This window comes from Paenibacillus sp. MAHUQ-45 (genome assembly GCF_058133325.1).
In genome coordinates this window covers 50,661-71,693 of record NZ_JBYUPV010000018.1, presented here as the reverse complement: position 1 = coordinate 71,693, position 21,033 = coordinate 50,661, and the positions used below count along the sequence as shown (strand labels likewise).

The window sequence follows — 21,033 nt, the reverse complement described above, 5'->3', positions numbered from 1 at the left end:
ATGGCTGTTGTTGCAATCGTCGATTATGGCATGGGTAATCTGCACAGCGTTAGCAAGGCCGTCGAGCGTCTCGGCTTCGAGTCCCTGGTGACGGGTGATCGTGAGCAGATACTGGCTGCAGACAGCGTTATTCTGCCAGGTGTCGGCGCCTTCGGCGATGCCATGGAGCATTTGCGGGAGAGTGGCCTGGATATCGTGGTAAAAGAGGTTGCTGCCGCTGGACAGCCGCTCCTCGGCATCTGCCTCGGCATGCAGCTGCTGTTCAGCAGCAGTGAGGAGCATGGCTCCCATGCCGGTCTAGATATTTTACCCGGATCTGTGGTGCGCTTCGCGCCCCGTGATGGCTACAAGGTGCCGCATATGGGCTGGAACCGCTTGAGTTTCCGCCAGCCGGAGAGTCCACTGCTGAAAGGGCTAGAGGAAGGACATGTGTACTTCGTTCATTCCTATCATGTAGAAGTGGGCAGGGATAGCAATCTGCTGGCCGTAACTGATTATGGTCATCCGGTAACGGCAATCGTCGGACAGGATAATGTCTTCGGCATGCAATTCCACCCGGAGAAGAGCGGGGACCTTGGCGTGCAATTGCTGGGGAATTTTTTGAAACTTACGCGGAAACAGGCTTAAGGGATTTAAAAGTGCTACGGTTATGAGCGCCTAAGGATCATGTGAAGGCTAAGATTAAGGTGTTGGACCGTAACCATGAGAATTAGAATGCTAGTTGCGAGAGTAACAATAACACCGTATCGACCCTAACAACCAAGCATAATAACCAAGTACAACAACCAAACATAACAACCAAACATAACAACCAAACATAACAACCATAAGCCCGTTACTGGGCTATAACCATATTGTAACGAGAGCGGGGAGCGTCAATGTCTTCTTTTATAGTGTATCCGGCAATTGATATCCGGGATGGAAAATGCGTCAGATTGCAGCAGGGCGATTACAATCAGGAAACGATCTTCAGCGACAGTCCGCTGAAAGTGGCACAGTCGTGGGAAGCCCAAGGTGGGGAGTTTATCCACCTGGTTGACCTTGACGGAGCGAAGGCGGGGCATCCGGTTAACGATGCCATTATCGGCGCTATTGCTTCCAGCGTGAACGTTCCTGTACAGGTTGGAGGAGGTCTTCGTACCCTTGCCGACGTGGAAAAGCTGCTGGGTCTCGGAGTCAGTCGTCTGATTATCGGGACAGCGGCGATCAATGACCGTGAGTTCACCGAAGCGGTGCTGGGCAAATACGGTGACAAGGTCGCTATCGGCATTGATGCACGGAACGGCTTCGTAGCCACGCATGGCTGGCTGGAAACCTCGGAAGTGCGCGCGGAGGATCTGGCGAAGGAATTGGCAGCCAAAGGCGCCGAGACCTTCATCTACACTGACATTTCCCGGGATGGCATGATGCAGGGTCCGAACGTGGAGGGCATTCTGTCGATGGCTGCTGCCAGCGGCAAAACGGTGATCGCGTCCGGCGGCGTGACCAGCCTTGATGACCTGCTGCGCCTGAACGTGCATAGCAGCAGCGGTATTGGCGGTGCAATTGTCGGTAAAGCGCTTTACACTGGCAATATCGACCTTGCCGGAGCGCTGAAGGCGCTAGGACAGAAATAAGATCGGGGGATATCATCTATGTTGGCTAAACGTATCATTCCCTGCCTCGATGTCAAGGACGGGCGGGTAGTCAAAGGCGTCAACTTTGTCAATTTGCGCGACGCCGGTGATCCAGTCGAGCTGGCAGCGTTATACGACCGCGAAGGAGCGGATGAACTAGTATTCCTGGATATCTCTGCGTCAGTGGAAGGTCGGGCGACCATGATTGAGGTGGTACGGCAGACGGCGGGTGAGATCAGAATTCCTTTTACCGTCGGCGGCGGAATTTCTGCCCCGGAGGATATGAAGCGGCTGCTCCGCGCAGGTGCGGATAAGATTGGGATCAACACCGCGGCTATCACCAACCCGCAGCTGATTTTGGAAGGTGCCCGGCGTTTTGGGTCTCAATGTATTGTTGTAGCTATAGATGCCAAATACAATGATACTTGGGGTGAATGGGAAGTGTATACCCATGGCGGACGCAAGCCGACCGGAATCCGTGCACTATCCTGGGCCAAGGAAGCGGAAAAACTGGGCGCAGGTGAAATCCTGCTTACCAGTATGGATGCTGACGGCACGAAGGATGGCTTCGACCTGAAGCTGACGAGCGCCGTCTGTGATCTGCTCAGCATTCCCGTGATTGCCTCAGGCGGGGCCGGGAAGAAGGAGCATTTTTACGACGTATTTACGGAAGGAAAGGCGGACGCTGGGTTGGCCGCTACTATTTTTCACTATAAAGAAATTGCGATTCAGGAGTTAAAAGCTGATTTGAAGCATAAAGGGGTGGAGATCCGATGAGCCAGGAGCAAGGAAAGAAAGAGCTGACACAACAAGAGGTCTTGAAGGACATCCGCTGGAACGAGGCGGGTCTGTTGCCTGCAGTCGTTCAGGATGCAAATACGCTGGAGGTTCTAATGTTCGCCTATATGAACGAGGAATCGTTGCGACTGTCGCTGGAGAGTGGACAGACTTGGTTCTGGAGTCGTTCACGCAGCGAATTATGGCATAAGGGTGGTACTTCCGGGAACACCCAAGGGATCACTTCCATTCATTATGATTGTGACAGCGATACGCTGCTCCTTAAAGTGGTTCCTGAAGGCCCGGCTTGCCACACAGGAGCAACCTCTTGCTTCTACCGCGAGATTCCGTTGGATCGACCGGCTGCGGTGGAGTCAGAGACAGAGAAAGATGCGAAAGCGGCCAATACTTTAGCCAATCTTACAGACGGTCAGCGCTTCGCGGTGCTTGGCGAACTGGAACGCGTCATTGCCGAGCGGGAAGTGGAACGGCCGGAAGGTGCGTACACAACCTATCTGTTCGATAAAGGCGTCGACAAGATTCTGAAAAAAGTGGGCGAAGAAGCTTCCGAGACAATCATCGCCGCCAAGAATAAAGATAATGCCGAGCTGCGCCTGGAGATCAGTGATCTGATCTACCACCTGCTCGTGCTGCTGCAGGAACGCAAGCTGCCGCTGGACGAGATCATGGCTGAGCTGAGTGCCCGCCACGAACGCCCACGCCGCGACTAAGGGGGTTCTTAAGGGATGCATATCGACTATCATACCCATCATGAACGCTGTGGGCATGCCGTGGGCAAGCTGGAGGAGTACGTCAAGCGCGGGATAGAACTAGGTCTGGAACAGTTGGGCTTATCGGATCACTTGCCGCTGATTCATGTGGACCCGGCCAGCTATTATCCCGAGATGGCGATGCCACTATCTGAGCTGCCTCGCTATGTGGAAGAGTGTTTATTGCTAAAAGAGCGATATCGGGGCATTATTGAACTGAAAGTAGGCTTAGAGGCTGATTATATCGAAGGGTACGAGGAGCAGATTCGTGAGCTGCTGTCTCCGTACCCGTGGGATTATCTGATTGGCTCCGTTCATTTTCTGGGAGAGTGGGACATCACGGATTTCCGGCAAGTTCATGGCTGGGAGGGCAAGGATCCCCTGGATGTTTACCGGAAATATTATGATGCGGTTAGGAAGTCGGCGTTATCGGGATTATATGATATTATAGGACATATGGATGTGATTAAGCGCTTCGGCTATGGGCCGCAAAGCCCGGAAGGGCGGGCTGAGGTGAGGGAGCTTGAAATCAGTGCCTTGAAAGCCATTGCTGAAAGTGGCATCGCCATGGAGCTGAATGCTTCCGGGCTGACTAAGCCCTGTGCCGAGATGTTCCCGGCGGAGCATGTGCTTAAGGAGGCGCTGGCGCTCGGTATTCCGCTTACCCTCGGTTCTGATGCCCACGACCCAACCAAGCTTGGAGAAGGTCTCCAAGAGGCCCGCAGGCTGCTGTGGGAGACGGGCTTCCGCGAGTTAGCGGTATTCGAGGGTCGCACACGCACATTCGTACCTTTTGAACTATAAAAATATAATCTTGCAGGAGGGCATCATGCATCATCATCAATTGCGTATTTTTTCCGGTTCGTCGAATCCAAAGCTGGCCGCAGATATTGCGGAACGGTTAGGAGTGGAATTGGGGCAGATCAAGCTGACCCGCTTCAAGAGCGGCGAGATTTACGTGCACTACGAAGAAAGCATCCGGAACTGCGACGTATTTTTGGTGCAATCCCTCTCTCATCCCATCAATGAGATGTTTGTAGAGCTGCTGGTTATGATTGATGCCGCCAAGCGCGCATCGGCTCGCACTGTCAATATTATTGTGCCGTATTACGGGTATGCCCGGCAGGAGCGTAAGTCCGCACCGCGTGAACCGATCTCGGCCAAAATGGTGGCGGATGTACTGACCACAGCTGGTGCAAACCGTGTTATTACGATCGACCTGCATGCAGCGGCCATTCAGGGCTTCTTCAATATTCCGGTCGATCATCTGACTGCGCTTGACCTGATCAGCGGATATCTGAAGAACAAGAAGCTTACGGATCTCGTGGTCGTCTCTCCGGATGCCGGACGTGCGTCCATGGCCGAAAAGCTGGCGAACCGTCTGGACTCGCCGTTCGCGATCATGATCAAGAAGCGTCCAGCCCATAATGAATCGGTCATTACGCATGTGATCGGCGATGTGGAAGGACGTACGCCTATTATCATAGAAGATCTAATTGATACGGGCACCACGATTGTCAATGTGGTCGAGGGCTTGAAGGAAAGAGGCGCCAAGGACAGCATCATTTGCGCTACGCATGGTCTGTTCTCCGGGAATGCCGTAGAGAAGCTGGATCATCCCAGCATTCAGGAAGTCGTGGTCACCGATTCTATCGCGTTGCCCGATAACCACTCCAGCCGGTTTAAAGTGCTGTCTGTTGCCCCTATGCTGGCACAGGCTACGCGTATCATTCTGGAAGGTGGCTCCATTGATCAGTTATTCAGAGACGCGGGAATCTAGATTCCCCGTCTTTTTTTGCGTAATCTTAATGATTGAACTCTGAGGCTCTCTCTGAAGGCTTCCTTTTCCTGTTTTTGCAGTGTGAACCCTGTGCTCATTGTGAGAATCTCCTTGTTACATGTGGTATACTGTGTGAAGACAGTCGGAACCATTACTGGAAACGACAAAGACCTTAAATAAGGAGTGTAGGGCTGCCGCAGGACGCCGCTCTCCTGTTTTTCATAAGGATAAGGAAGCTTAACAAGGGAGGTGCGTTGCTTCCATGATGGAAACCACTTCAGAGAACGATGCGGGAAACAGCAAGCTGATCCCCGTCACTCTGGATGCCAATTTTTTCTTTGAAAGAGCCGTTCGGTCGCTGGACCGCTTTCAATATGATAAGGCATTAAAACATTTTCGCAAGGCTGTAGAGTACGAACCGGATAATCCGGTCAATCATTGCAACATGGCGGGTATATTATCAGAGATGGGTAAATATGAAGCCTCGAATGATATATTGGCCCAGGTTCTGGAGACAATAGATCCAGGAATGACGGAATGCCATTTCTATATGGCTAATAATTACGCTAATATGGAAAGCTTTGAAGAGGCGGAGCGGGCGCTCGTCACATATCTGGAAGAGGATGCCAAGGGAGAGTTCCTGGCTGAATCTGAGGAACTGATGGAACTGCTGCAGTATGAGCTGAATCGCCCGGCACCACTGAACCGGATTAAGAGCCGGGAAGGGGTCGTGGAACATGACCGGGCCCGGGCGCTTCTGGAAGCAGGTCAGTTTACGCAGGCAGTCGGATTGCTGGAAGAGATCGTGAGCGCTACCCCGGACTTTCTAGCTGCACATAACAATTTGGCGCTGGCCTATTTCTATATGGGACGTTTCGCCAAGGCTAGAGAGTGCATCTCCGAGGTGCTGGATCAAGACCCTGGCAATTTGCATGCCCTGTGCAATCTGGCGATCTTCTTGCAATATGAAGGGGACCGGGATCAGTTGACCCGATTGGTACGCATGTTGGAGGCTACCGTTCCTTTCCATCAAGAGCATGTCTTCAAGCTGGCGACGACCATGGGCATTCTGGGACGCCACCGCACCGCCTACGGTCATTTCCGGCGTCTGCTGAAGGATGAAGAAGTCGGCGGGGATGCCAGTCTCTATCATTATTGTGCGGCCGCAGCCAGCAACAGCGGGCTTTATGCCGAAGCCCAGCGCTGCTGGCGGCAAGTTACTAAACTGGACCCCGAATCGGTGGTCCCGCAGTTCTTTCTGGCTCAGCTGGAGCAAGCCCAGAGTGAAGGGATCGACATGCCGCTGGTGAGCTACAACTATCAATTGCCCTTTCAGGAGAAGTTGAAGCTGTGGAAGGACAATAAGGGCAGCTTCGCGGAGGAAGTGAAGACCAATCCGCTGCTGCGCTCCTCATTCTTCTGGGCGCTTCGTTATGGCGATACCAATACGAAGCTGCAGGTCACCGAAGCGTTGCGCTGGATTGACGACGCAGAGATGTCCGAGATTCTGCAAGACCTGCTGAGCCAGCAGCCTTTGCAGGAGGAGAAACTGCAGGAGGCCGCTCTACTTAGCCTGCAGAAGCTGATTAGCAGTGGCCCGGTGGAGACGGTGCCGCTGCAGCAAGAGCCTGAACCGGCGCCCTTGTTCCTGAATGGGCAACCGGAATGGAAAGAGGACTGGCAGCGGGTCATTGACCAGACCGCAAGCATGATGGACCGGCGCTATGATGCCAGCCAGAAGAAGGACGCCGAGCAGCTGTGGCAGCAGTTCATTAGCCGCCTATACCCGGATGTACCTTACATCCGCCATGCAGAGGGTTGGTGTGCCGCTTTGGAATATCTGACCGCCAAGCTGCACAGCCGGCCGGTCACGTTCCGTGAAGTCGCACAGCGGTATGGTGTCACCGAATCAATGGTCAGTCGCTATGCCAAGCGAATCGCAGCCGAATGTGAAATCACCGAGAGTCTGGACAGGAGCTTAACCCCGTTTACTGAGAACAGATAAGTGCCTGGTGCATACCGGAGGATGTCTGAAAATATAACAATTTATAGGCGTTATGATATAAATGATTTTTATTTTTTGACAAGAAAACGGATGCCGCTCCTCTTTTCTGGAGAACGGCACCCCGTTTCTTCTTATAAAACCCTATCTGCGAGGAGGCCACTGTGATGTACAAAACAATTGTAATCGGAACAGGCCCGGCCGGGCTGACTGCCGCTATTTATCTAGCACGTGCCAACTTGAACCCGCTGGTCATTGAAGGTTTGCAGCCGGGTGGACAGCTGACCACCACGACTGAAGTAGAGAACTTCCCGGGCTTCCCTGAAGGAATACTTGGTCCTGACCTGATGGACAACATGCGTAAGCAGGCCGAGCGCTTCGGCGCTGAATTCAAGAATGGTTGGGTGGAGTCCGTTGATTTCTCTCAGCGTCCGTTCAAAGTAACAGTAGACGGCTTAGGCGTGCTGGAGGCGGAAACAGTGATTATCTCTACCGGCGCTTCGGCCAGATATCTGGGCATTCCCGGCGAGCAGGACAATGTGGGGCGCGGGGTTAGCACATGCGCAACCTGTGACGGCTTCTTCTTCCGCGGCAAAAAGATTGTCGTGGTCGGCGGCGGCGACTCCGCGATGGAGGAAGCCAGCTTCCTGACCCGGTTTGCTTCCAGCGTTACGCTGGTACACCGCCGGGACGAACTGCGTGCTTCGAAGATCATGCAGGATCGTGCGCGGGACAACAGTAAGGTAGCTTGGGCGCTTAACCGGACTCCGCTTGAAGTCACGACAGATGAGACCGGCGTGAAGGGCTTGACAGTGCGCAATAATGAGACGGGTCAGGAAGAGCTTGTTGAAGCAGACGGTGTATTTATTGCCATTGGGCACACGCCTAACACGGCATTTCTTGGCGGACAAATTACCACAGATGAAGGCGGGTATATCGTGGTAAATCCAGGTACAACGGAGACGAATATCCCGGGTGTCTTCGCCTGCGGCGATGTGCAGGATAACCGTTACCGCCAAGCGATCTCGGCTGCGGGCACTGGCTGTATGGCTGCTATGGACGCAGAGAAATTCCTCGAAGGCAGCATTGTGCATGACTGGAGCGAGACACTCGATAAATAAGCATATTTGCAATGTAGTATAACCGCGTACCGTTGAGGGTACGCGGTTTTTTTAACGTTTATATTAAATTAGCTTTAACGTTTATATTAAATCAGTTGTAAACCTCATACGGAGCATGGTCCCCCCCAATTCTGTTCCCCTACATTATTCGTAAATTCCATCTATATAGAACGTATTACAATAACAAACAAAGCCTAGAACAAAGAGAGTTCATAATAATGACATCCGAAGTGTAAATAACGGCATTTTTGTACCTTAAATAGTCTGCAACTAGGGGTTAATGGAAATTAAGTGCAATATTGTACGTTAAATCTTCCACATTAGCCCTTTTGGTGTACTTTCGTCAAAATAGGCTACAATAATGCCCTTATTTTTGTTATTTACCTCTTCTCAGGAAAAATAAGGTACAAAAATGCTCTTATATTCGTCTCAACTAAAAAATTTAATTTGAGGGAGAGGATTGAAGGGGGAAGTTGGATCTGTAGTAGTGATAGCATCCACCTAAAAGCTTTCGGAAGGAAAACTCGCATCCGTAAGCATGGGCTCTCCGGATTTTATCCGCGAATGGCAGTACAATCCCAACAAATCTGGGGATAACAGCGGCTGGAAGTCCAACATTTTCAGGAATGACAAATTTTTGGCCTTGTGAACATCCTAAGTTCAATCTATATAGGTTTACGATTATCGAACAGCTTTCGCCTATACATCTCTACTTATCCGCTAAAAAGTTATTTTTTTCACTTTGTGACTGCAATCACCATGGTGCATGTTCTCCTATGCTAATCTGATTGTGAGAAGAGTTCTCAGTGAGGGGGAGTACACATGGAAAAGGTACTGAAGCTGGATGAATCCATCTTCGAATTGGTGGGCAGACATCCCGAGGTGATGGAGATTATGGCGGAGCTGGGATTTCGCGATATTGCCAAGCCGGGCATGCTGCAGACAGCCGGCCGTTTCATGACCCTATCTAAGGGAATCAAGTTGAAGAAAATGGACCCTGATACCGTTAAGCTGGCTTTTGAGCAGCGGGGGTTCAAGGTTCTGGAATAGAAGCTCCGCCGACTAACCCTATTATAGACAAGGAGAGAATCCAATGAGCGAACTGATCAATAACCGTGAAGTCACAGTGCCGGAACAGACCCATCGTCAAGCGATGTTAAAGGAGATCATCAAGGAGCTGCATGCTGGAAAAAGTGTAGAGGAGGTCAAAGCCCGCTTCGAAGAAGCGGTTGGCGATGTGACGGTAGCCGAAATTTCCGCGTTGGAGCATGCGCTGATGACAGAGGAGGGCATTCCGGTCTCCGAGGTGCAGCGTCTGTGTTCTGTGCATACAGCGATCTTTAAAGGCTCTATTCAGGACATTCACCGTTCCTCGAAGCCGGAGGAGCAGCCGGGACACCCTGTGCATACGTTCAAGCTGGAGAACCGTGAGGTGGAAAAGCTCCTGAACTTCCGGCTGTCCCTGCACGCTGATAAATTTGCCAGACAGGATAGCGAAGAGATAATCTACAAGCTGCTGGAAGACCTCAGTTTGCTATTGGATCTCGATAAGCATTACAGCCGTAAGGAAAATCTATTGTTTCCCTATCTAGAGAAATACGGGATCTATGGTCCGACCAAAGTGATGTGGGGCGTCGATGACGGCATCCGCAGCTTGATTAAATCTGCCAAGGCGCAGCTAAGTCCTTATCAGGGAAATCAGAAGGAGGTTAGTGAGCTGCTGGCAGAGATCATCCAGGAAGTTAATGAGATGATATTTAAGGAAGAAAATATTCTATTCCCTATGGCGCTCGATAAACTGACTGAAGATGAATGGGTGAAAATTGCCCGGGAAAGCGATGAAATTGGCTTTTGCCTGACCTTCCCAGAGCAGGAATGGATCCCAGAGCGTGTTCCTGAGCCGGAGGGAGCAGCACTATCTGCAACTGCAGAAGTAGCTGGGGACGCCATGCAGGGTTTTATCCGCTTTGAGACTGGACTGTTGTCACTTCATCAACTGGAGACCGTGCTCAATCATTTGCCGGTGGACCTGACTTTTATCGATGAGAACGATGTGGTGCGATACTTCTCGCACGGCAAGGAGCGTATTTTCGCCCGGACCAAAGCCGTTATCGGCCGCACTGTTCAGAACTGCCATCCGCCGCAAAGCGTGCATGTAGTAGAGAAGCTGCTGGAAGATTTCAAGGCGGGTCGCAAGGATGCCGAGGATTTCTGGATTGCGATCAAGGACAAATTCATCTATATCCGTTATTTTGCTGTGCGGGATAAGGAAGGTAATTATATGGGTACTCTAGAGTTTACGCAGAATATTGCTCCTATTCGAGCACTAGAGGGGCAGAAACGCATTTTATCGGAGTAACATCAGCATTGCGAGTGGATTATAATAGACCAGGGAGTCCTGGTAGCCGAATATATGACTCTCTTCCCTAATGGGCAGGGAGTCTTTTTTACTAATATAGAATCTACAGGCGATATATAACAAAAAGCCGGGTGTGTCGCCTTTCCTTGACCGCAGGGAGGGCTTCTATTATAGTGGGTACGTAGGATTAACTATTTTAGTATAGAAAAAGGTGGCTTGTTACATGTCTGAAAATATCTACGTTGGCGTGGATTTGGGCGGAACCGCAATCAAGGTTGGAATCTGCAATGCCGAGGGGCACCTGCTGCATACTTATGAAGGTCCGACAGGGACCCAAGAAGGCGTCGATACGGTTATCGATAATATCGAAAAGTACGTACGTCAGATCGTTGAAGACTCTCCATACACTTGGGACCAGCTTGCCGGTGTGGGAGCAGGGGTGGCCGGGTTCACAAATATCCGTGAGGGAATCATCATTCTTGCGCCGAACATAGGTTTTCGGGATGTGCCGATCCGTGCCATTCTGGAGGAGCGTTTAAACAAGCCTGTCAAAATAGACAACGATGCCAATGTGGCAGCTCTTGGCGAAGCATGGAGCGGTGCGGGACGCGGTGTAGAGAATTGCGTTTGCTATACTCTCGGAACCGGTGTCGGCGGCGGCATTATCATTAACGGTAAGATTTATCAAGGCTTCGCAGGCCTCGCGGGTGAACTGGGTCACATCTCGGTTGTGCCGGATCTGGAAGCTATTCAATGCGGTTGCGGCAAGCTGGGTTGTCTGGAAACCGTTTCCTCGGCAACAGGAATTATTCGTATGGCCAATGATGCTGTTGCACGTGGTGACCGTACGTCCCTGTCCATGGTGGAGAAAATCGCTGCCAAGGAAGTATTCGATGCGGCAAAAGCTGGCGACGAAGTGGCAATCCGCATCGTCAATCGCGCTGCTTACTATCTGGGCAAGTCCATGGCTGCTGTAGCGGCTGTGCTTAACCCTGAGAGCTTTATTGTTGGCGGAGGCGTGTCCAAGGCCGGAGATATTCTATTTGATGAGGTTCGCCGGGTATTCGCTAAGCTGGCACCTGAACCGCTTCAGGGTGGCGTAAGCATTATCCCTGCCGAGCTGGGTAATGATGCTGGTATTGTTGGCGCCGCAGGCTTGCTGCTTCGCTCTTAGATTTGTTCTCGAAGGACCGTCTTTATTCATATAATATCCGAGTAGGAGGGGACGCTTGATGACGGAATTGGAGGAAGCTCCGACCGGAGGAGCCACCCTGATCATCATTACAGGTATGTCGGGTGCGGGCAAGACGATTGCTGTTCAGAGTCTGGAAGATCTAGGCTTCTTCTGTGTCGATAATTTGCCCCCCGTACTGATCCCGAAATTTGCAGAGCTGATCGAGCAATCTAAAGGCAAGATCGCCAAGGTCGCGCTCGTCATCGATTTGCGGGGACGGGAGTTCTTCACGGCCCTGTCTGAGTCGCTCAGTTTTATTAAAGAACAGTTTACCATCGGCTGCGAGATTTTGTTCCTCGACGCTACCGATTCCGTACTTGTCCAGCGTTACAAGGAAAGCCGGCGCCGGCATCCGCTTGCCCCGAAGGGTATGCCGCTTGATGGCATCAAGCTGGAGCGTAAAATGCTGGATGAGCTGAAGAGTTCAGCGACCCAGTACCTGGATACCAGCAGCATGAAGCCAGCACAGTTGAAGGAGAAGATTGTATCTCGTTTTTCCCACCTTGGAAAAAGCACTCTCTCCGTCAACATTACATCGTTTGGCTTTAAGTACGGAATACCCATTGATGCAGACCTCGTTTTCGATGTCCGCTTTCTGCCCAACCCGCATTATGTGGACCACCTGCGCCCTCATACAGGCCAAGATAGTGATGTCTACGAATACGTAATGAAATGGCCTGAAACGCAGGCGTTCCTGACCAAACTGCTCGATATGCTTCATTTTCTGATTCCCCAGTACCGCAAAGAAGGCAAATCCCAGATTATTATTGGCATTGGCTGTACCGGCGGCAAGCACCGTTCGGTAGCGATATCGGAATACCTGGGTAAAATGCTGGGAGTCAGCGAGACGGAATCCGTCACAGTCAGTCACCGTGATTCCGAGCGTGATCGGCATTAACGAGAGAAGGGATCAATAGTGGTTGAAGAACAAAGACAGCGTCCCAAAATCGTCGTAATGGGCGGCGGGACAGGGTTGTCTGTAATGCTTCGCGGTTTGAAGGAAAAGCCGCTTGATATAACGGCTATCGTTACGGTAGCCGACGATGGGGGCAGTTCCGGCATTCTGCGGAGTGAGCTGCAGATGCCCCCTCCAGGCGATATCCGCAACGTCCTCACGGCGATGGCGGATGTGGAGCCGCTGATGGCGGATATCATGCGATACCGCTTCAGCAACGGTGAGGGGCTTGCCGGGCATAGCCTCGGCAACCTGATTCTGGCGGCGCTCACCGATATCTCCGGTGACTTCGTCACCGCGGTCCGTGAGCTAAGCCGATTGTTCGCGGTACGCGGACGGGTGCTGCCGGCCGCGGGTGATGCGGTTGTGCTGCATGCCGAAATGGCGGATGGCAGCATCATCACCGGCGAGTCGAAGATTCCGGAGGCCGGTGGTGTCATCAAGCGGGTGTTCCTGGAGCCCGCCAATGTGGAACCGCTGCCCGAAGCGCTGCAGGCCATTGAAGAGGCAGATGCCATTCTTCTTGGACCGGGCAGCCTCTACACCAGCATTCTGCCGAACTTACTCGTGCCTAAGCTTGCCGAGGCGGTCGTGAATTCGAATGCGATCAAGATTTTTGTCTGCAATGTCATGACTCAGCCCGGGGAGACGGATAACTACACCGTGAGTGACCACCTCCAGGCTGTCTATGATCATATTGGTCTACATCTGTTCGATTACGTCATCGTGAATGATGGCGAAATTCCAGAGCAGGTCCAGAGTAAATACGCTGAAAAGGGCGCGCGGCCGGTACAGCTCGATCAGGAGGCCCTGGAAAGCAATCGTTATAAGGTGATTGCCGACAAACTTGTATTATTTCGGACGTATTTAAGGCATGATACGGATAAGCTAAGCCATCACATTTACCAGCTTGTACAGGACTGGATGACCAGAAAGCCTGTCAGCAACGGATCAAGCCCCGAGGCTTAGGTTCAGTTGTCCGTGGAATTTCCCCGGGTGGTAACAAAGTGATATCATGAAAGAGGTGAGATTCTTGTCTTTTGCGGCATTAACCAAAAAAGAGCTGACGATGGTGGAGAGCCAGCCCTGCTGTGAGAAAGCGGAAATGTCAGCCCTGATCCGGATGAACGGTTCGGTGCAGCTTTCGAGCAAAAAGGTGGTTCTTGACATCTCGACGGAGAACGCCGCGATTGCAAGACGGGTATATTCTTTGCTTAAGAAATATTACCAGGTCCATATCGAGCTGCTCGTGCGTAAAAAAATGCGTTTGAAGAAGAATAATGTCTATATCGTTCGCATCCCTAGCCACGTGCAGGAGATCTTGAATGATCTAAGAATCGTCTCCGAGGGCTTTATTTTCACAGATGGGATTGATCATGAGATTGTCGCCAAGAATTGCTGCAAGCGGGCTTATCTGCGCGGAGCATTCATGGCCGGCGGTTCGGTCAACAACCCGGAGGGGTCCTCTTACCATCTGGAGATTGCTTCAATGTATGAGGAGCACTGCAAGGCGCTGGTGGATCTTGCAGGTGAATTTCACCTGAATGCTCGCTGCATTGAGCGTAAGAAGGGCTTCATTCTGTACATCAAGGAAGGCGAGAAAATCATCGAATTCCTTAGCTTGATTGGGGCGCACCAAGCTTTGTTCAAATTCGAGGATGTGCGGATTATGCGCGACATGCGTAATTCGGTCAACCGGATCGTGAACTGCGAGACGGCTAATTTGAACAAAACCATTAGTGCCGCCGTGCGGCAGATTGAGAATATCAAGCTGCTGCAGCGGGAAGTTGGGCTGCAGAGCCTGCCGGATAAGCTGCGTGAAGTAGCAGAAATACGGCTGGCGCATCCGGATATCAACCTCAAGGAGGTTGGTGAGATGCTGAAGGGAACGGTCAGCAAATCGGGCGTAAACCACCGATTACGGAAGATTGATGAGCTGGCTGATAAGGTAAGAGGCGGCTAGGTATTTTTTTTCTAGTGCGGAATAAGTAATAATGATATAATATTATAAAATTTAATGTGAAATTTTTGGGCAGATCTCAATTAGGGGGTAAGTGTTTCATGACAAAGCACCCGGTAGTTGTACGGCTGAAGACGGGTCTCCATGCTCGGCCGGCAGCATTGTTCGTGCAAGAAGCCAACAAGTTTTCGTCGGAGATTTTCGTGGAAAAAGACGATAAAAAAGTAAACGCTAAGAGTATTATGGGTATCATGAGTCTGGCGATCAGTTCCGGCACGGAGATTTATATTAGCGCAGATGGCGCTGATGCGGATCAAGCTGTAACCGCTTTGACCAGTTTGGTGAGCAAGGAAGAGCTCGAGAACCAATAATTGTAAGGCCTTACTTTATATCCGCAGGACCAAAAGCCCCCTTGTGGGCTTTTTTTCATACTTAAAACTATAAATTTAAATTTATTAAACTATCTATAATGGGGTGCAAAGTTATGGCGAAGAATGTAAGGTTGGTATCGCCTAATTCTGAGTATCAAGGGGCCTATCTGGAGTTTTACCAGGAATGGGTGGATAGTGGGGAAGATATCGTTCCTTGGGTTGTAGAGAAGGACCCTAACGATTTTGCAGCGATGCTGCTCTTTCTGGAAGAGAACCGATTAGGCCTAGGTCTACCGGAAGGATGGGTGGCGAATTCAACGTTCTGGCTCGTGACCGAGGAGGGACAAGTTGTTGGCGCCGTTAATATTAGGCATACTTTAACTGAACAGGGTCTGCTTGTGAGTGGGCATATCGGCTATGGGATCAGACCTACGGCCAGACGCAAGGGATATGCAACAGAGTTGCTAAAGCAGGCATTGGTGAAAGCCCAGGAACTTGGCATTGATAAAGCATTGGTGCTTTGTGATGCAGTAAATACAGGATCGGCGAAGACGATTGCAAATAACGACGGTGCGGAAGATGAGCCATACACTGAAGAAGATGGGAATGTCGTCCGTCGCTTCTGGATTCAGACCTAAGGATTATTATGCATGAAGTCTGGAACAACCAATAAATATTTTTGTGCTCAGGCATAAAACGATGCAACATTTGCCAACCCGTCCCGTCTAAAGGGTACCAACTAATCAAGAAGGCTGAAAGGGGATAGCAAACATGAATAAATTAGCTAAATCATTTGGAACAGTAATGCTGGCAGGGAGTTTGTTGATTGGAGGTAGTGCGTTGAGCGCTGTATTCCAGGGGACTGCCACGGCTTATGCGGATGAAGTACAGAAGAATGTCGTGAATGTAGTCGGCAAAGGGGAATTGTCTATCAAGCCGGATATCGTCTATCTGTCCATCGCTGTAGACACCTCAGCAGCAACAGCGCAGGAAGCACAGAAAACAAACGCAGCCAAGATCCAAAAAATCACTACACTGCTGAAGGGCACTTGGAAGATTGCGGATAAGGACATTCAAAGCACCCAGTTCTATGTACAGCCAAATTACACTTACAGTGAGAAAGAAGGACAGCAGGTAAAGGGCTACAACGCTAATCATACATTGGTGGTTGCCTATCGTGATCTGGCAAAAGTAGGAGAGTTGTTGGATGCTGCTTCCGCTGCAGGCGCTAACAATATCGGCAATGCACGTTTTGCAGTAGAGGACAGCGCTGCTTTTGAAGCACAGGTTATTGAAAAAGCAATGGCTAACGCCGATGTTAAAGCTGGTGCGATTGCCAAGGCCTCTAAGCGCAGCCTGGGTCAGGTGATCAGTGTTAGCCAAAACGACCTTGGTAGCCAGCCAGTGTTCTTCGATCAAACTTTAAAAGCGATGGCCGCTTCGGCAGATGCCTCTGGCAACACATCCGTGCAGCCGGGAGAAGTTAAAGTGACTACTCAGCTTAATGTAACCTATGAATTGAAATAAATCAGCAGTCCCGTAATGAATAACGACAGTCTGTAATCAATGAAGGGGCCATCTCCTACCGCGTGAGCGAAGGAGGTGGCCTCTTTTTGCTGCGGATATTCCGGATACTCAATAGAAAAGGTGCGAAATCTCTCATTTTGTTTAATGAAATGTAATAACACTCACTATAATGCTGCTAATTTACTAAGGAATTGTAAAGAGAATTGTAACGACTGGATCTGGCGGGTTCTCTATAATTAGAGGAGTGGAAATGACTCGGAGGACGATGCTTCTCTCTTGGTAATGTTCCAAAGGATACATCATGATCTTGGAGGGAGAAATGACAATGAGTAAAATAGCGATGAAAAATGGTCGAAAATGGGGCGTGGGCCTGCTGGCGGCGGGGCTGCTGCTGAGCGGAGGCGTGCTGCCAGTACATACTAGCTTTGCTGCACCTGCGGTGAAGAATCCGAGTAAAGCGGACACGGTGGCTGTTCTGAAATGGAATGGTGTCCTTACACAGCAGACAGGGATCGTTCGATCTGGCGAGGTCTTTGTACCAGTAACTTTTCTGCGTGATGTCGTGAAGCTTCCGGTGAGCTACAGTCAGACGGACAGTGCCTATACGATTGGAAAAGGCAGTGCACAGACGAAGCTTCTGGTCTCCTCGTATGGGGTCTCCATCACGGTGAATAACTTTTTTATTAGGGAGTATGAAGGTCTAAACGTCAATAACCGGCTTTATGTTCCACTGGGTCTCCTGACTGACTATATGGGTTATAAAGGCGATTGGAACGCTCCTTCCGGCCGCCTAAACCTTATGGTCAGCCCGCAGAATGCGTTAAAAATCACCTCAGCGAACTATGCCAAGGGTAGTGAGGATGAAGGGGCAGTCATCAACCTCGATTACCCGCAAATAAGTGGGCTGGCTAATGCTGATGCGCAACAGAAAATTAATGCTGCACTCAAGCAGTCGACCATGAGATTTGCGGCTGGGGCCGAAGCGGACATTGCAGACAGGGACGAAGAGAGTCGTCCTTATGAATATGATGCAGGATATGTTGTGACCTACAATCAGAACGGCGTACTGAGCTTGCTGTTGAACCAGTACGGCTATACTGGAGGTGCGCATGGCATGTCTTATCGTCAGGCCTTTACCTTCTCCTTGAAGGATGGGAAACAGCTGCTCCTGCGTGATCTGTTCGGCGCTAATCCCAATTACAAGAAAGACCTGAATACCAAGCTGAGCCAGCGATTCAAAGCAGATGAAGGTTATTTTGGCGGGTTCACAGGCCTGAATACTGAGCAAAGTTACTATTTGAAAGACGGCAAGGTCGTTATCTTTTTCCAACTTTATGAATACACTCCATACGCTGCCGGATTCCCTGAATTCACCTTCACTTTTAAGGAATTGTTGCCAAATGGGAGTAGCCCGTTTTCCGCTTTAAAATAACCTCGGGACATCTTCCAGTTACCTAATCTATGTGAGACTCATATGCTGAATAGAGGTCTAGCACAGAGCGGGGAGGGAGAGTTATGGGTTTTCAGTATACGGCGATAGGCGATTCTCTGACGACGGGTTTTGGCGCGTTGCCGGGCAATGGATTCGTGCCAGTATACCGCAGAACGGCGGAATCCCGGCTAGGCGCCTTCGTGGCTTCGTCCAATCTGGGTGTCAATGGAATGACTACGGCCGACCTGGAGCAGCAGCTTCGCAGAAGCAACGGATTTCGTCAGTCGGTGCGGGAAGCGGACATTATTACAATGTCCATCGGCGGGAATGATTTGATCCATGCCGCGAAATCTGGAGGAGGTCCCTCGGGGATTTCACCCCGGGTTTTGCAAAAATCACTGCAGGAATGCCGGGAGAACTTTGCCGGAATTATGTCTTCGCTTAGACAATTGAAGGCGGGTACACGGGAGCCTTATATTATAAGAATAGTGGGATTGTATAATCCCTACCCTCAGATAGCGGAGGCGACAGCGTGGGTACGCCAGTTCAACCAGTATGCTTCTGGCTATAGCAGTCGGGTGGTTGGATTTGCTTCGATCTATGGTGATTTTGCTGGTAACGAGCGGAGCCTACTATCCATTGACCATCTCCATCCCAATGGACGGGGATACCGGGTGATTGCGAACAAGCTGGATGGGCTGCGGTACGGGATGCTGTACTGAGTAACTGGTGCAGGTGTTGTTAAAGGTTGTTTACTTAAAACGATGAGTTCCAAGCGTGTAAAGTTCGATACGTTAAAAAAAGCCCCTGAATCTGCATCGCGGATCCAGGGGCTTTTGCATGCTCGGAGAATTAAACTCCAGGTACCAGTGTCTTCTCAATCACCTTATCGACAATACCGTATTCGGCAGCATCAGCAGCGCTCATGAAGTAGTCACGATCTGTATCTTTCTCGATACGCTCCAGCGGCTGGCCAGTACGCTCAGACAGAATACGGTTCAGCTTGTCACGCAGCTTCAGGATGCGGCGGGCGCGGATTTCGATATCCGTTGCCTGTCCCTGAGCTCCGCCCAGCGGCTGGTGAATCATGATCTCGCTGTTCGGAAGCGCAAAACGCTTGCCCTTGGCGCCAGCGTTGAGCAGGAACGCTCCCATGGAAGCAGCCATGCCCACACAAATGGTGGAAACGTCAGGCTTAATGTATTGCATTGTATCAAATATAGCCATACCAGCAGTGATTGATCCGCCAGGACTGTTCACATAGAGGTGAATATCCTTCTCCGGGTCCTCAGCTGCTAGGAACAGCATTTGGGCGATGATGGAATTGGCCACCACGTCATTAACCTCCGTTCCGAGGAAAATGATGCGGTCCTTCAGCAAGCGGGAATAGATGTCATAAGCGCGTTCACCGCGGTTGCTCTGTTCTACTACCATTGGGATATAACTCACGTGGAAAACCTCCTTGGTATTGGCTCTTCGAATGTGTTCATTTGTTACTCTTACCGTAATAACCACATGATAAACAAATTCAAACAAAAAGTCAAAGAAAGTCAAACTTAGTTGCAAAAAAAAGAGCCACATCATGGCACTTTGGTTAAAAACAATATAGAACTCACAATTGAAGCTATTAAAAATAGTGGCGCGCCCGCCAAGAATCGAACTTGGATCTCAGGCTTCGGAGGCCTACGTCATATCCATTGGACCACGGGCGCAACAGAAATTATTATAATACAAGAAGATTACAATTGCAATGTATTAATATCAAAGCGTTGAAATCTTTCTTTTAGCGGGTCTTATGAAAATCGTACAAGCCCGTCCACCCTGCGGATTATCCAGCAAAAGAGGGGGGTAAAGCCCTTACATCCCGTGATATATGTATAAGATGAAAAGAGGTTGTGAATTCTACTCTCGGAAGACTTGCGCTTCGCTCGAAATTTGGTTAGAATATGGGTGGGACTTAAAAAGTTAACCCGGGACGTTTTAAGACCATGAACGAGGGAATAGAGAAAGACGAAGTTGCAGGAGTGAAAGCATGCGTAATTTATTGGAAATCCAAAAGCAGCTTCTGCCTGATCTCATGGAAACCCTTAAGAGACGGTACACGATTCTTCATCAGATCATGTTGTCCGATATTATCGGGCGCAGAACGCTGGCCGCTTCCCTGGATATGACGGAGCGGGTGCTGCGAGCCGAGACGGATCTTCTGAAATCGCAAGGGCTCATCGAGATCGAGAGCGTAGGCATGCGCATTAGCGATGCCGGTCGCAGACTGCTTGACCTGCTGGAGCCGATCGCCAAGAGCCTGTTTGGCCTAGATGATCTGGAAGAGAAAATCCGCACAACCTATGGTCTTAGTAAAGTTATTATAGTACCGGGTGACTGCGAATCGTCACCTTTCACCAAACGTGAGCTTGGACGCGCTGGCGCCAAGGCGCTACTCGGTGTATTGCGTTCAGACGATACTATTGCCGTCACAGGCGGCTCAACGCTAGCCGAGATGGCCGATCAGTTGTCCCCCCCGCTATCCCATTCCTATAAGGACGCCTGGTTTGTACCGGCGCGTGGAGGGCTGGGAGAGAGTATGGAGATTCAGGCTAACACGATCGCATCTACGATGGCCAAACGGGTAGGCGCGAATTACCGGCTGCTGCATGTACCGGACCTGCTCAGCGAGGATGCTTTTCAGTCCCTTGCGCTGGACTCCAATATTGGAGAGATCGTTGGCATCATCCGCCGCTCACGGATCATCGTGCACGGTATCGGTGACGCCCTGGAGATGACCCGCCGCCGTAATCTGGATGAAGCCACAGTGGCCGAAATTCAGGGAGAAGGAGCGGTAGCCGAGTCTTTCGGTTATTACTTCAATGAAGAGGGCAAGGTGGTTCACACCATGCTCACCATGGGACTGCGTCTGGAGGATATCATGCGGACGGAAGTCGTCGTCGGAATTGCCGGCGGCAAACGTAAGGCCAAAGCCATCCATGCGATGCTTCGTTTCGGGCAAGAGGATATTCTGATTACCGATGAGGCCGCTGCGGTGGAGATTGGTAGAGAAATCGACAGTGAAATACAGCTTCCTTTATAGTTTTACAGAAAATGGGGAGCAACGTTAATTATTTTGCATTATAC

21 protein-coding genes and 1 tRNA gene are annotated in these 21,033 nt (G+C 50.6%); 20 read left to right on the top strand and 2 right to left on the bottom strand.

Annotation, left to right across the window (positions count from 1 at the left end):
- The 19 genes from hisH (at position 1) to AC3Y23_RS26805 (ending at position 18,626) form a co-directional block, all read left to right on the top strand.
- Positions 1-627: an imidazole glycerol phosphate synthase subunit HisH gene (gene hisH / locus AC3Y23_RS26895; RefSeq protein ID WP_379204960.1), complete on the top strand. Its 627-nt coding sequence runs from the start codon at positions 1-3 to the stop codon at positions 625-627.
- Between the two features lie 251 nt (positions 628-878).
- A complete protein-coding gene (hisA, locus tag AC3Y23_RS26890) occupies positions 879-1,616 on the top strand; it encodes a 1-(5-phosphoribosyl)-5-[(5-phosphoribosylamino)methylideneamino]imidazole-4-carboxamide isomerase (RefSeq protein WP_379204957.1) in 738 nt (245 codons plus the stop codon).
- Positions 1,617-1,634: 18 nt separating this feature from the next.
- The gene (gene hisF / locus AC3Y23_RS26885; protein ID WP_379204955.1) at positions 1,635-2,393 is read left to right on the top strand and encodes an imidazole glycerol phosphate synthase subunit HisF; all 759 of its coding nucleotides are present in this window, start codon (positions 1,635-1,637) and stop codon (positions 2,391-2,393) included.
- On the top strand, positions 2,390-3,124 hold the full coding sequence (gene hisIE / locus AC3Y23_RS26880) for a bifunctional phosphoribosyl-AMP cyclohydrolase/phosphoribosyl-ATP diphosphatase HisIE (RefSeq protein ID WP_379204953.1): 735 nt from the start codon (positions 2,390-2,392) through the stop codon (positions 3,122-3,124). Before hisF ends, hisIE begins: the two co-directional genes overlap by 4 nt.
- Before the next feature lie 15 nt (positions 3,125-3,139).
- On the top strand, positions 3,140-3,967 hold the full coding sequence (gene hisJ / locus AC3Y23_RS26875) for a histidinol-phosphatase HisJ (RefSeq protein WP_379204951.1): 828 nt from the start codon (positions 3,140-3,142) through the stop codon (positions 3,965-3,967).
- Positions 3,968-3,992: 25 nt separating this feature from the next.
- On the top strand, positions 3,993-4,943 hold the full coding sequence (locus tag AC3Y23_RS26870; RefSeq protein ID WP_379204948.1) for a ribose-phosphate diphosphokinase: 951 nt from the start codon (positions 3,993-3,995) through the stop codon (positions 4,941-4,943).
- A gap of 262 nt (positions 4,944-5,205) precedes the next feature.
- Positions 5,206-6,948, top strand: a complete 1,743-nt coding sequence (locus AC3Y23_RS26865) for a tetratricopeptide repeat protein (protein ID WP_379204946.1) — start codon at positions 5,206-5,208, stop codon at positions 6,946-6,948.
- Between the two features lie 164 nt (positions 6,949-7,112).
- Positions 7,113-8,066, top strand: a complete 954-nt coding sequence (gene trxB / locus AC3Y23_RS26860; RefSeq protein WP_379204944.1) for a thioredoxin-disulfide reductase — start codon at positions 7,113-7,115, stop codon at positions 8,064-8,066.
- Between the two features lie 822 nt (positions 8,067-8,888).
- Complete coding sequence (locus AC3Y23_RS26855; RefSeq protein ID WP_379204942.1) at positions 8,889-9,116, top strand: DUF1858 domain-containing protein; 228 nt, start codon at positions 8,889-8,891, stop codon at positions 9,114-9,116.
- A 43-nt stretch (positions 9,117-9,159) separates the two neighbouring features.
- Complete coding sequence (locus AC3Y23_RS26850) at positions 9,160-10,425, top strand: DUF438 domain-containing protein (RefSeq protein ID WP_379204939.1); 1,266 nt, start codon at positions 9,160-9,162, stop codon at positions 10,423-10,425.
- Positions 10,426-10,648: 223 nt separating this feature from the next.
- Positions 10,649-11,599: an ROK family glucokinase gene (locus AC3Y23_RS26845; RefSeq protein ID WP_379204936.1), complete on the top strand. Its 951-nt coding sequence runs from the start codon at positions 10,649-10,651 to the stop codon at positions 11,597-11,599.
- A 58-nt stretch (positions 11,600-11,657) separates the two neighbouring features.
- Positions 11,658-12,557, top strand: a complete 900-nt coding sequence (gene rapZ / locus AC3Y23_RS26840; RefSeq protein ID WP_066375696.1) for an RNase adapter RapZ — start codon at positions 11,658-11,660, stop codon at positions 12,555-12,557.
- 57 nt (positions 12,558-12,614) lie between these two features.
- The gene (locus AC3Y23_RS26835; protein ID WP_379204991.1) at positions 12,615-13,583 is read left to right on the top strand and encodes a gluconeogenesis factor YvcK family protein; all 969 of its coding nucleotides are present in this window, start codon (positions 12,615-12,617) and stop codon (positions 13,581-13,583) included.
- 64 nt (positions 13,584-13,647) lie between these two features.
- Positions 13,648-14,577: a DNA-binding protein WhiA gene (gene whiA / locus AC3Y23_RS26830; protein ID WP_175369961.1), complete on the top strand. Its 930-nt coding sequence runs from the start codon at positions 13,648-13,650 to the stop codon at positions 14,575-14,577.
- 98 nt (positions 14,578-14,675) lie between these two features.
- Positions 14,676-14,945, top strand: a complete 270-nt coding sequence (locus tag AC3Y23_RS26825) for an HPr family phosphocarrier protein (protein ID WP_019914358.1) — start codon at positions 14,676-14,678, stop codon at positions 14,943-14,945.
- Between the two features lie 113 nt (positions 14,946-15,058).
- Positions 15,059-15,583, top strand: a complete 525-nt coding sequence (locus tag AC3Y23_RS26820) for a GNAT family N-acetyltransferase (protein ID WP_379204933.1) — start codon at positions 15,059-15,061, stop codon at positions 15,581-15,583.
- 133 nt (positions 15,584-15,716) lie between these two features.
- Complete coding sequence (locus AC3Y23_RS26815; protein WP_379204930.1) at positions 15,717-16,472, top strand: SIMPL domain-containing protein; 756 nt, start codon at positions 15,717-15,719, stop codon at positions 16,470-16,472.
- A gap of 325 nt (positions 16,473-16,797) precedes the next feature.
- The gene (locus AC3Y23_RS26810; protein WP_379204928.1) at positions 16,798-17,904 is read left to right on the top strand and encodes a PdaC/SigV domain-containing protein; all 1,107 of its coding nucleotides are present in this window, start codon (positions 16,798-16,800) and stop codon (positions 17,902-17,904) included.
- An 83-nt stretch (positions 17,905-17,987) separates the two neighbouring features.
- A complete protein-coding gene (locus AC3Y23_RS26805) occupies positions 17,988-18,626 on the top strand; it encodes a GDSL-type esterase/lipase family protein (RefSeq protein WP_379204926.1) in 639 nt (212 codons plus the stop codon).
- Between the two features lie 130 nt (positions 18,627-18,756).
- Here the strand turns inward: AC3Y23_RS26805 and clpP are convergent, their stop codons facing one another.
- Both clpP and AC3Y23_RS26795 read right to left on the bottom strand, forming a co-directional pair.
- Entirely contained in the window at positions 18,757-19,353 is a 597-nt protein-coding gene (gene clpP, locus AC3Y23_RS26800; RefSeq protein WP_175369966.1) for an ATP-dependent Clp endopeptidase proteolytic subunit ClpP, read from the bottom strand.
- Between the two features lie 188 nt (positions 19,354-19,541).
- Positions 19,542-19,616, bottom strand: a tRNA-Arg gene (locus AC3Y23_RS26795).
- Between the two features lie 320 nt (positions 19,617-19,936).
- Here AC3Y23_RS26795 and AC3Y23_RS26790 point away from each other — a divergent pair.
- Positions 19,937-20,989 (top strand): sugar-binding transcriptional regulator, encoded by a 1,053-nt coding sequence (locus AC3Y23_RS26790; RefSeq protein ID WP_379204923.1) that lies wholly within the window; start codon positions 19,937-19,939, stop codon positions 20,987-20,989.
- Positions 20,990-21,033 lie beyond the last annotated feature (44 nt).

Bases quoted from the DNA above. Each gene is read 5' to 3' on its own strand.
- hisH (WP_379204960.1), top strand. From the start codon at position 1: ATGGCTGTTGTTGCAATCGTCGATTATGGCATGGGTAATCTGCACAGC.
- hisA (WP_379204957.1), top strand. From the start codon at position 879: ATGTCTTCTTTTATAGTGTATCCGGCAATTGATATCCGGGATGGAAAA.
- hisF (WP_379204955.1), top strand. From the start codon at position 1,635: ATGTTGGCTAAACGTATCATTCCCTGCCTCGATGTCAAGGACGGGCGG.
- hisIE (WP_379204953.1), top strand. From the start codon at position 2,390: ATGAGCCAGGAGCAAGGAAAGAAAGAGCTGACACAACAAGAGGTCTTG.
- hisJ (WP_379204951.1), top strand. From the start codon at position 3,140: ATGCATATCGACTATCATACCCATCATGAACGCTGTGGGCATGCCGTG.
- AC3Y23_RS26870 (WP_379204948.1), top strand. From the start codon at position 3,993: ATGCATCATCATCAATTGCGTATTTTTTCCGGTTCGTCGAATCCAAAG.
- AC3Y23_RS26865 (WP_379204946.1), top strand. From the start codon at position 5,206: ATGATGGAAACCACTTCAGAGAACGATGCGGGAAACAGCAAGCTGATC.
- trxB (WP_379204944.1), top strand. From the start codon at position 7,113: ATGTACAAAACAATTGTAATCGGAACAGGCCCGGCCGGGCTGACTGCC.
- AC3Y23_RS26855 (WP_379204942.1), top strand. From the start codon at position 8,889: ATGGAAAAGGTACTGAAGCTGGATGAATCCATCTTCGAATTGGTGGGC.
- AC3Y23_RS26850 (WP_379204939.1), top strand. From the start codon at position 9,160: ATGAGCGAACTGATCAATAACCGTGAAGTCACAGTGCCGGAACAGACC.
- AC3Y23_RS26845 (WP_379204936.1), top strand. From the start codon at position 10,649: ATGTCTGAAAATATCTACGTTGGCGTGGATTTGGGCGGAACCGCAATC.
- rapZ (WP_066375696.1), top strand. From the start codon at position 11,658: ATGACGGAATTGGAGGAAGCTCCGACCGGAGGAGCCACCCTGATCATC.
- AC3Y23_RS26835 (WP_379204991.1), top strand. From the start codon at position 12,615: ATGGGCGGCGGGACAGGGTTGTCTGTAATGCTTCGCGGTTTGAAGGAA.
- AC3Y23_RS26825 (WP_019914358.1), top strand. From the start codon at position 14,676: ATGACAAAGCACCCGGTAGTTGTACGGCTGAAGACGGGTCTCCATGCT.
- AC3Y23_RS26820 (WP_379204933.1), top strand. From the start codon at position 15,059: ATGGCGAAGAATGTAAGGTTGGTATCGCCTAATTCTGAGTATCAAGGG.
- AC3Y23_RS26815 (WP_379204930.1), top strand. From the start codon at position 15,717: ATGAATAAATTAGCTAAATCATTTGGAACAGTAATGCTGGCAGGGAGT.
- AC3Y23_RS26810 (WP_379204928.1), top strand. From the start codon at position 16,798: ATGAGTAAAATAGCGATGAAAAATGGTCGAAAATGGGGCGTGGGCCTG.
- AC3Y23_RS26805 (WP_379204926.1), top strand. From the start codon at position 17,988: ATGGGTTTTCAGTATACGGCGATAGGCGATTCTCTGACGACGGGTTTT.
- AC3Y23_RS26790 (WP_379204923.1), top strand. From the start codon at position 19,937: ATGCGTAATTTATTGGAAATCCAAAAGCAGCTTCTGCCTGATCTCATG.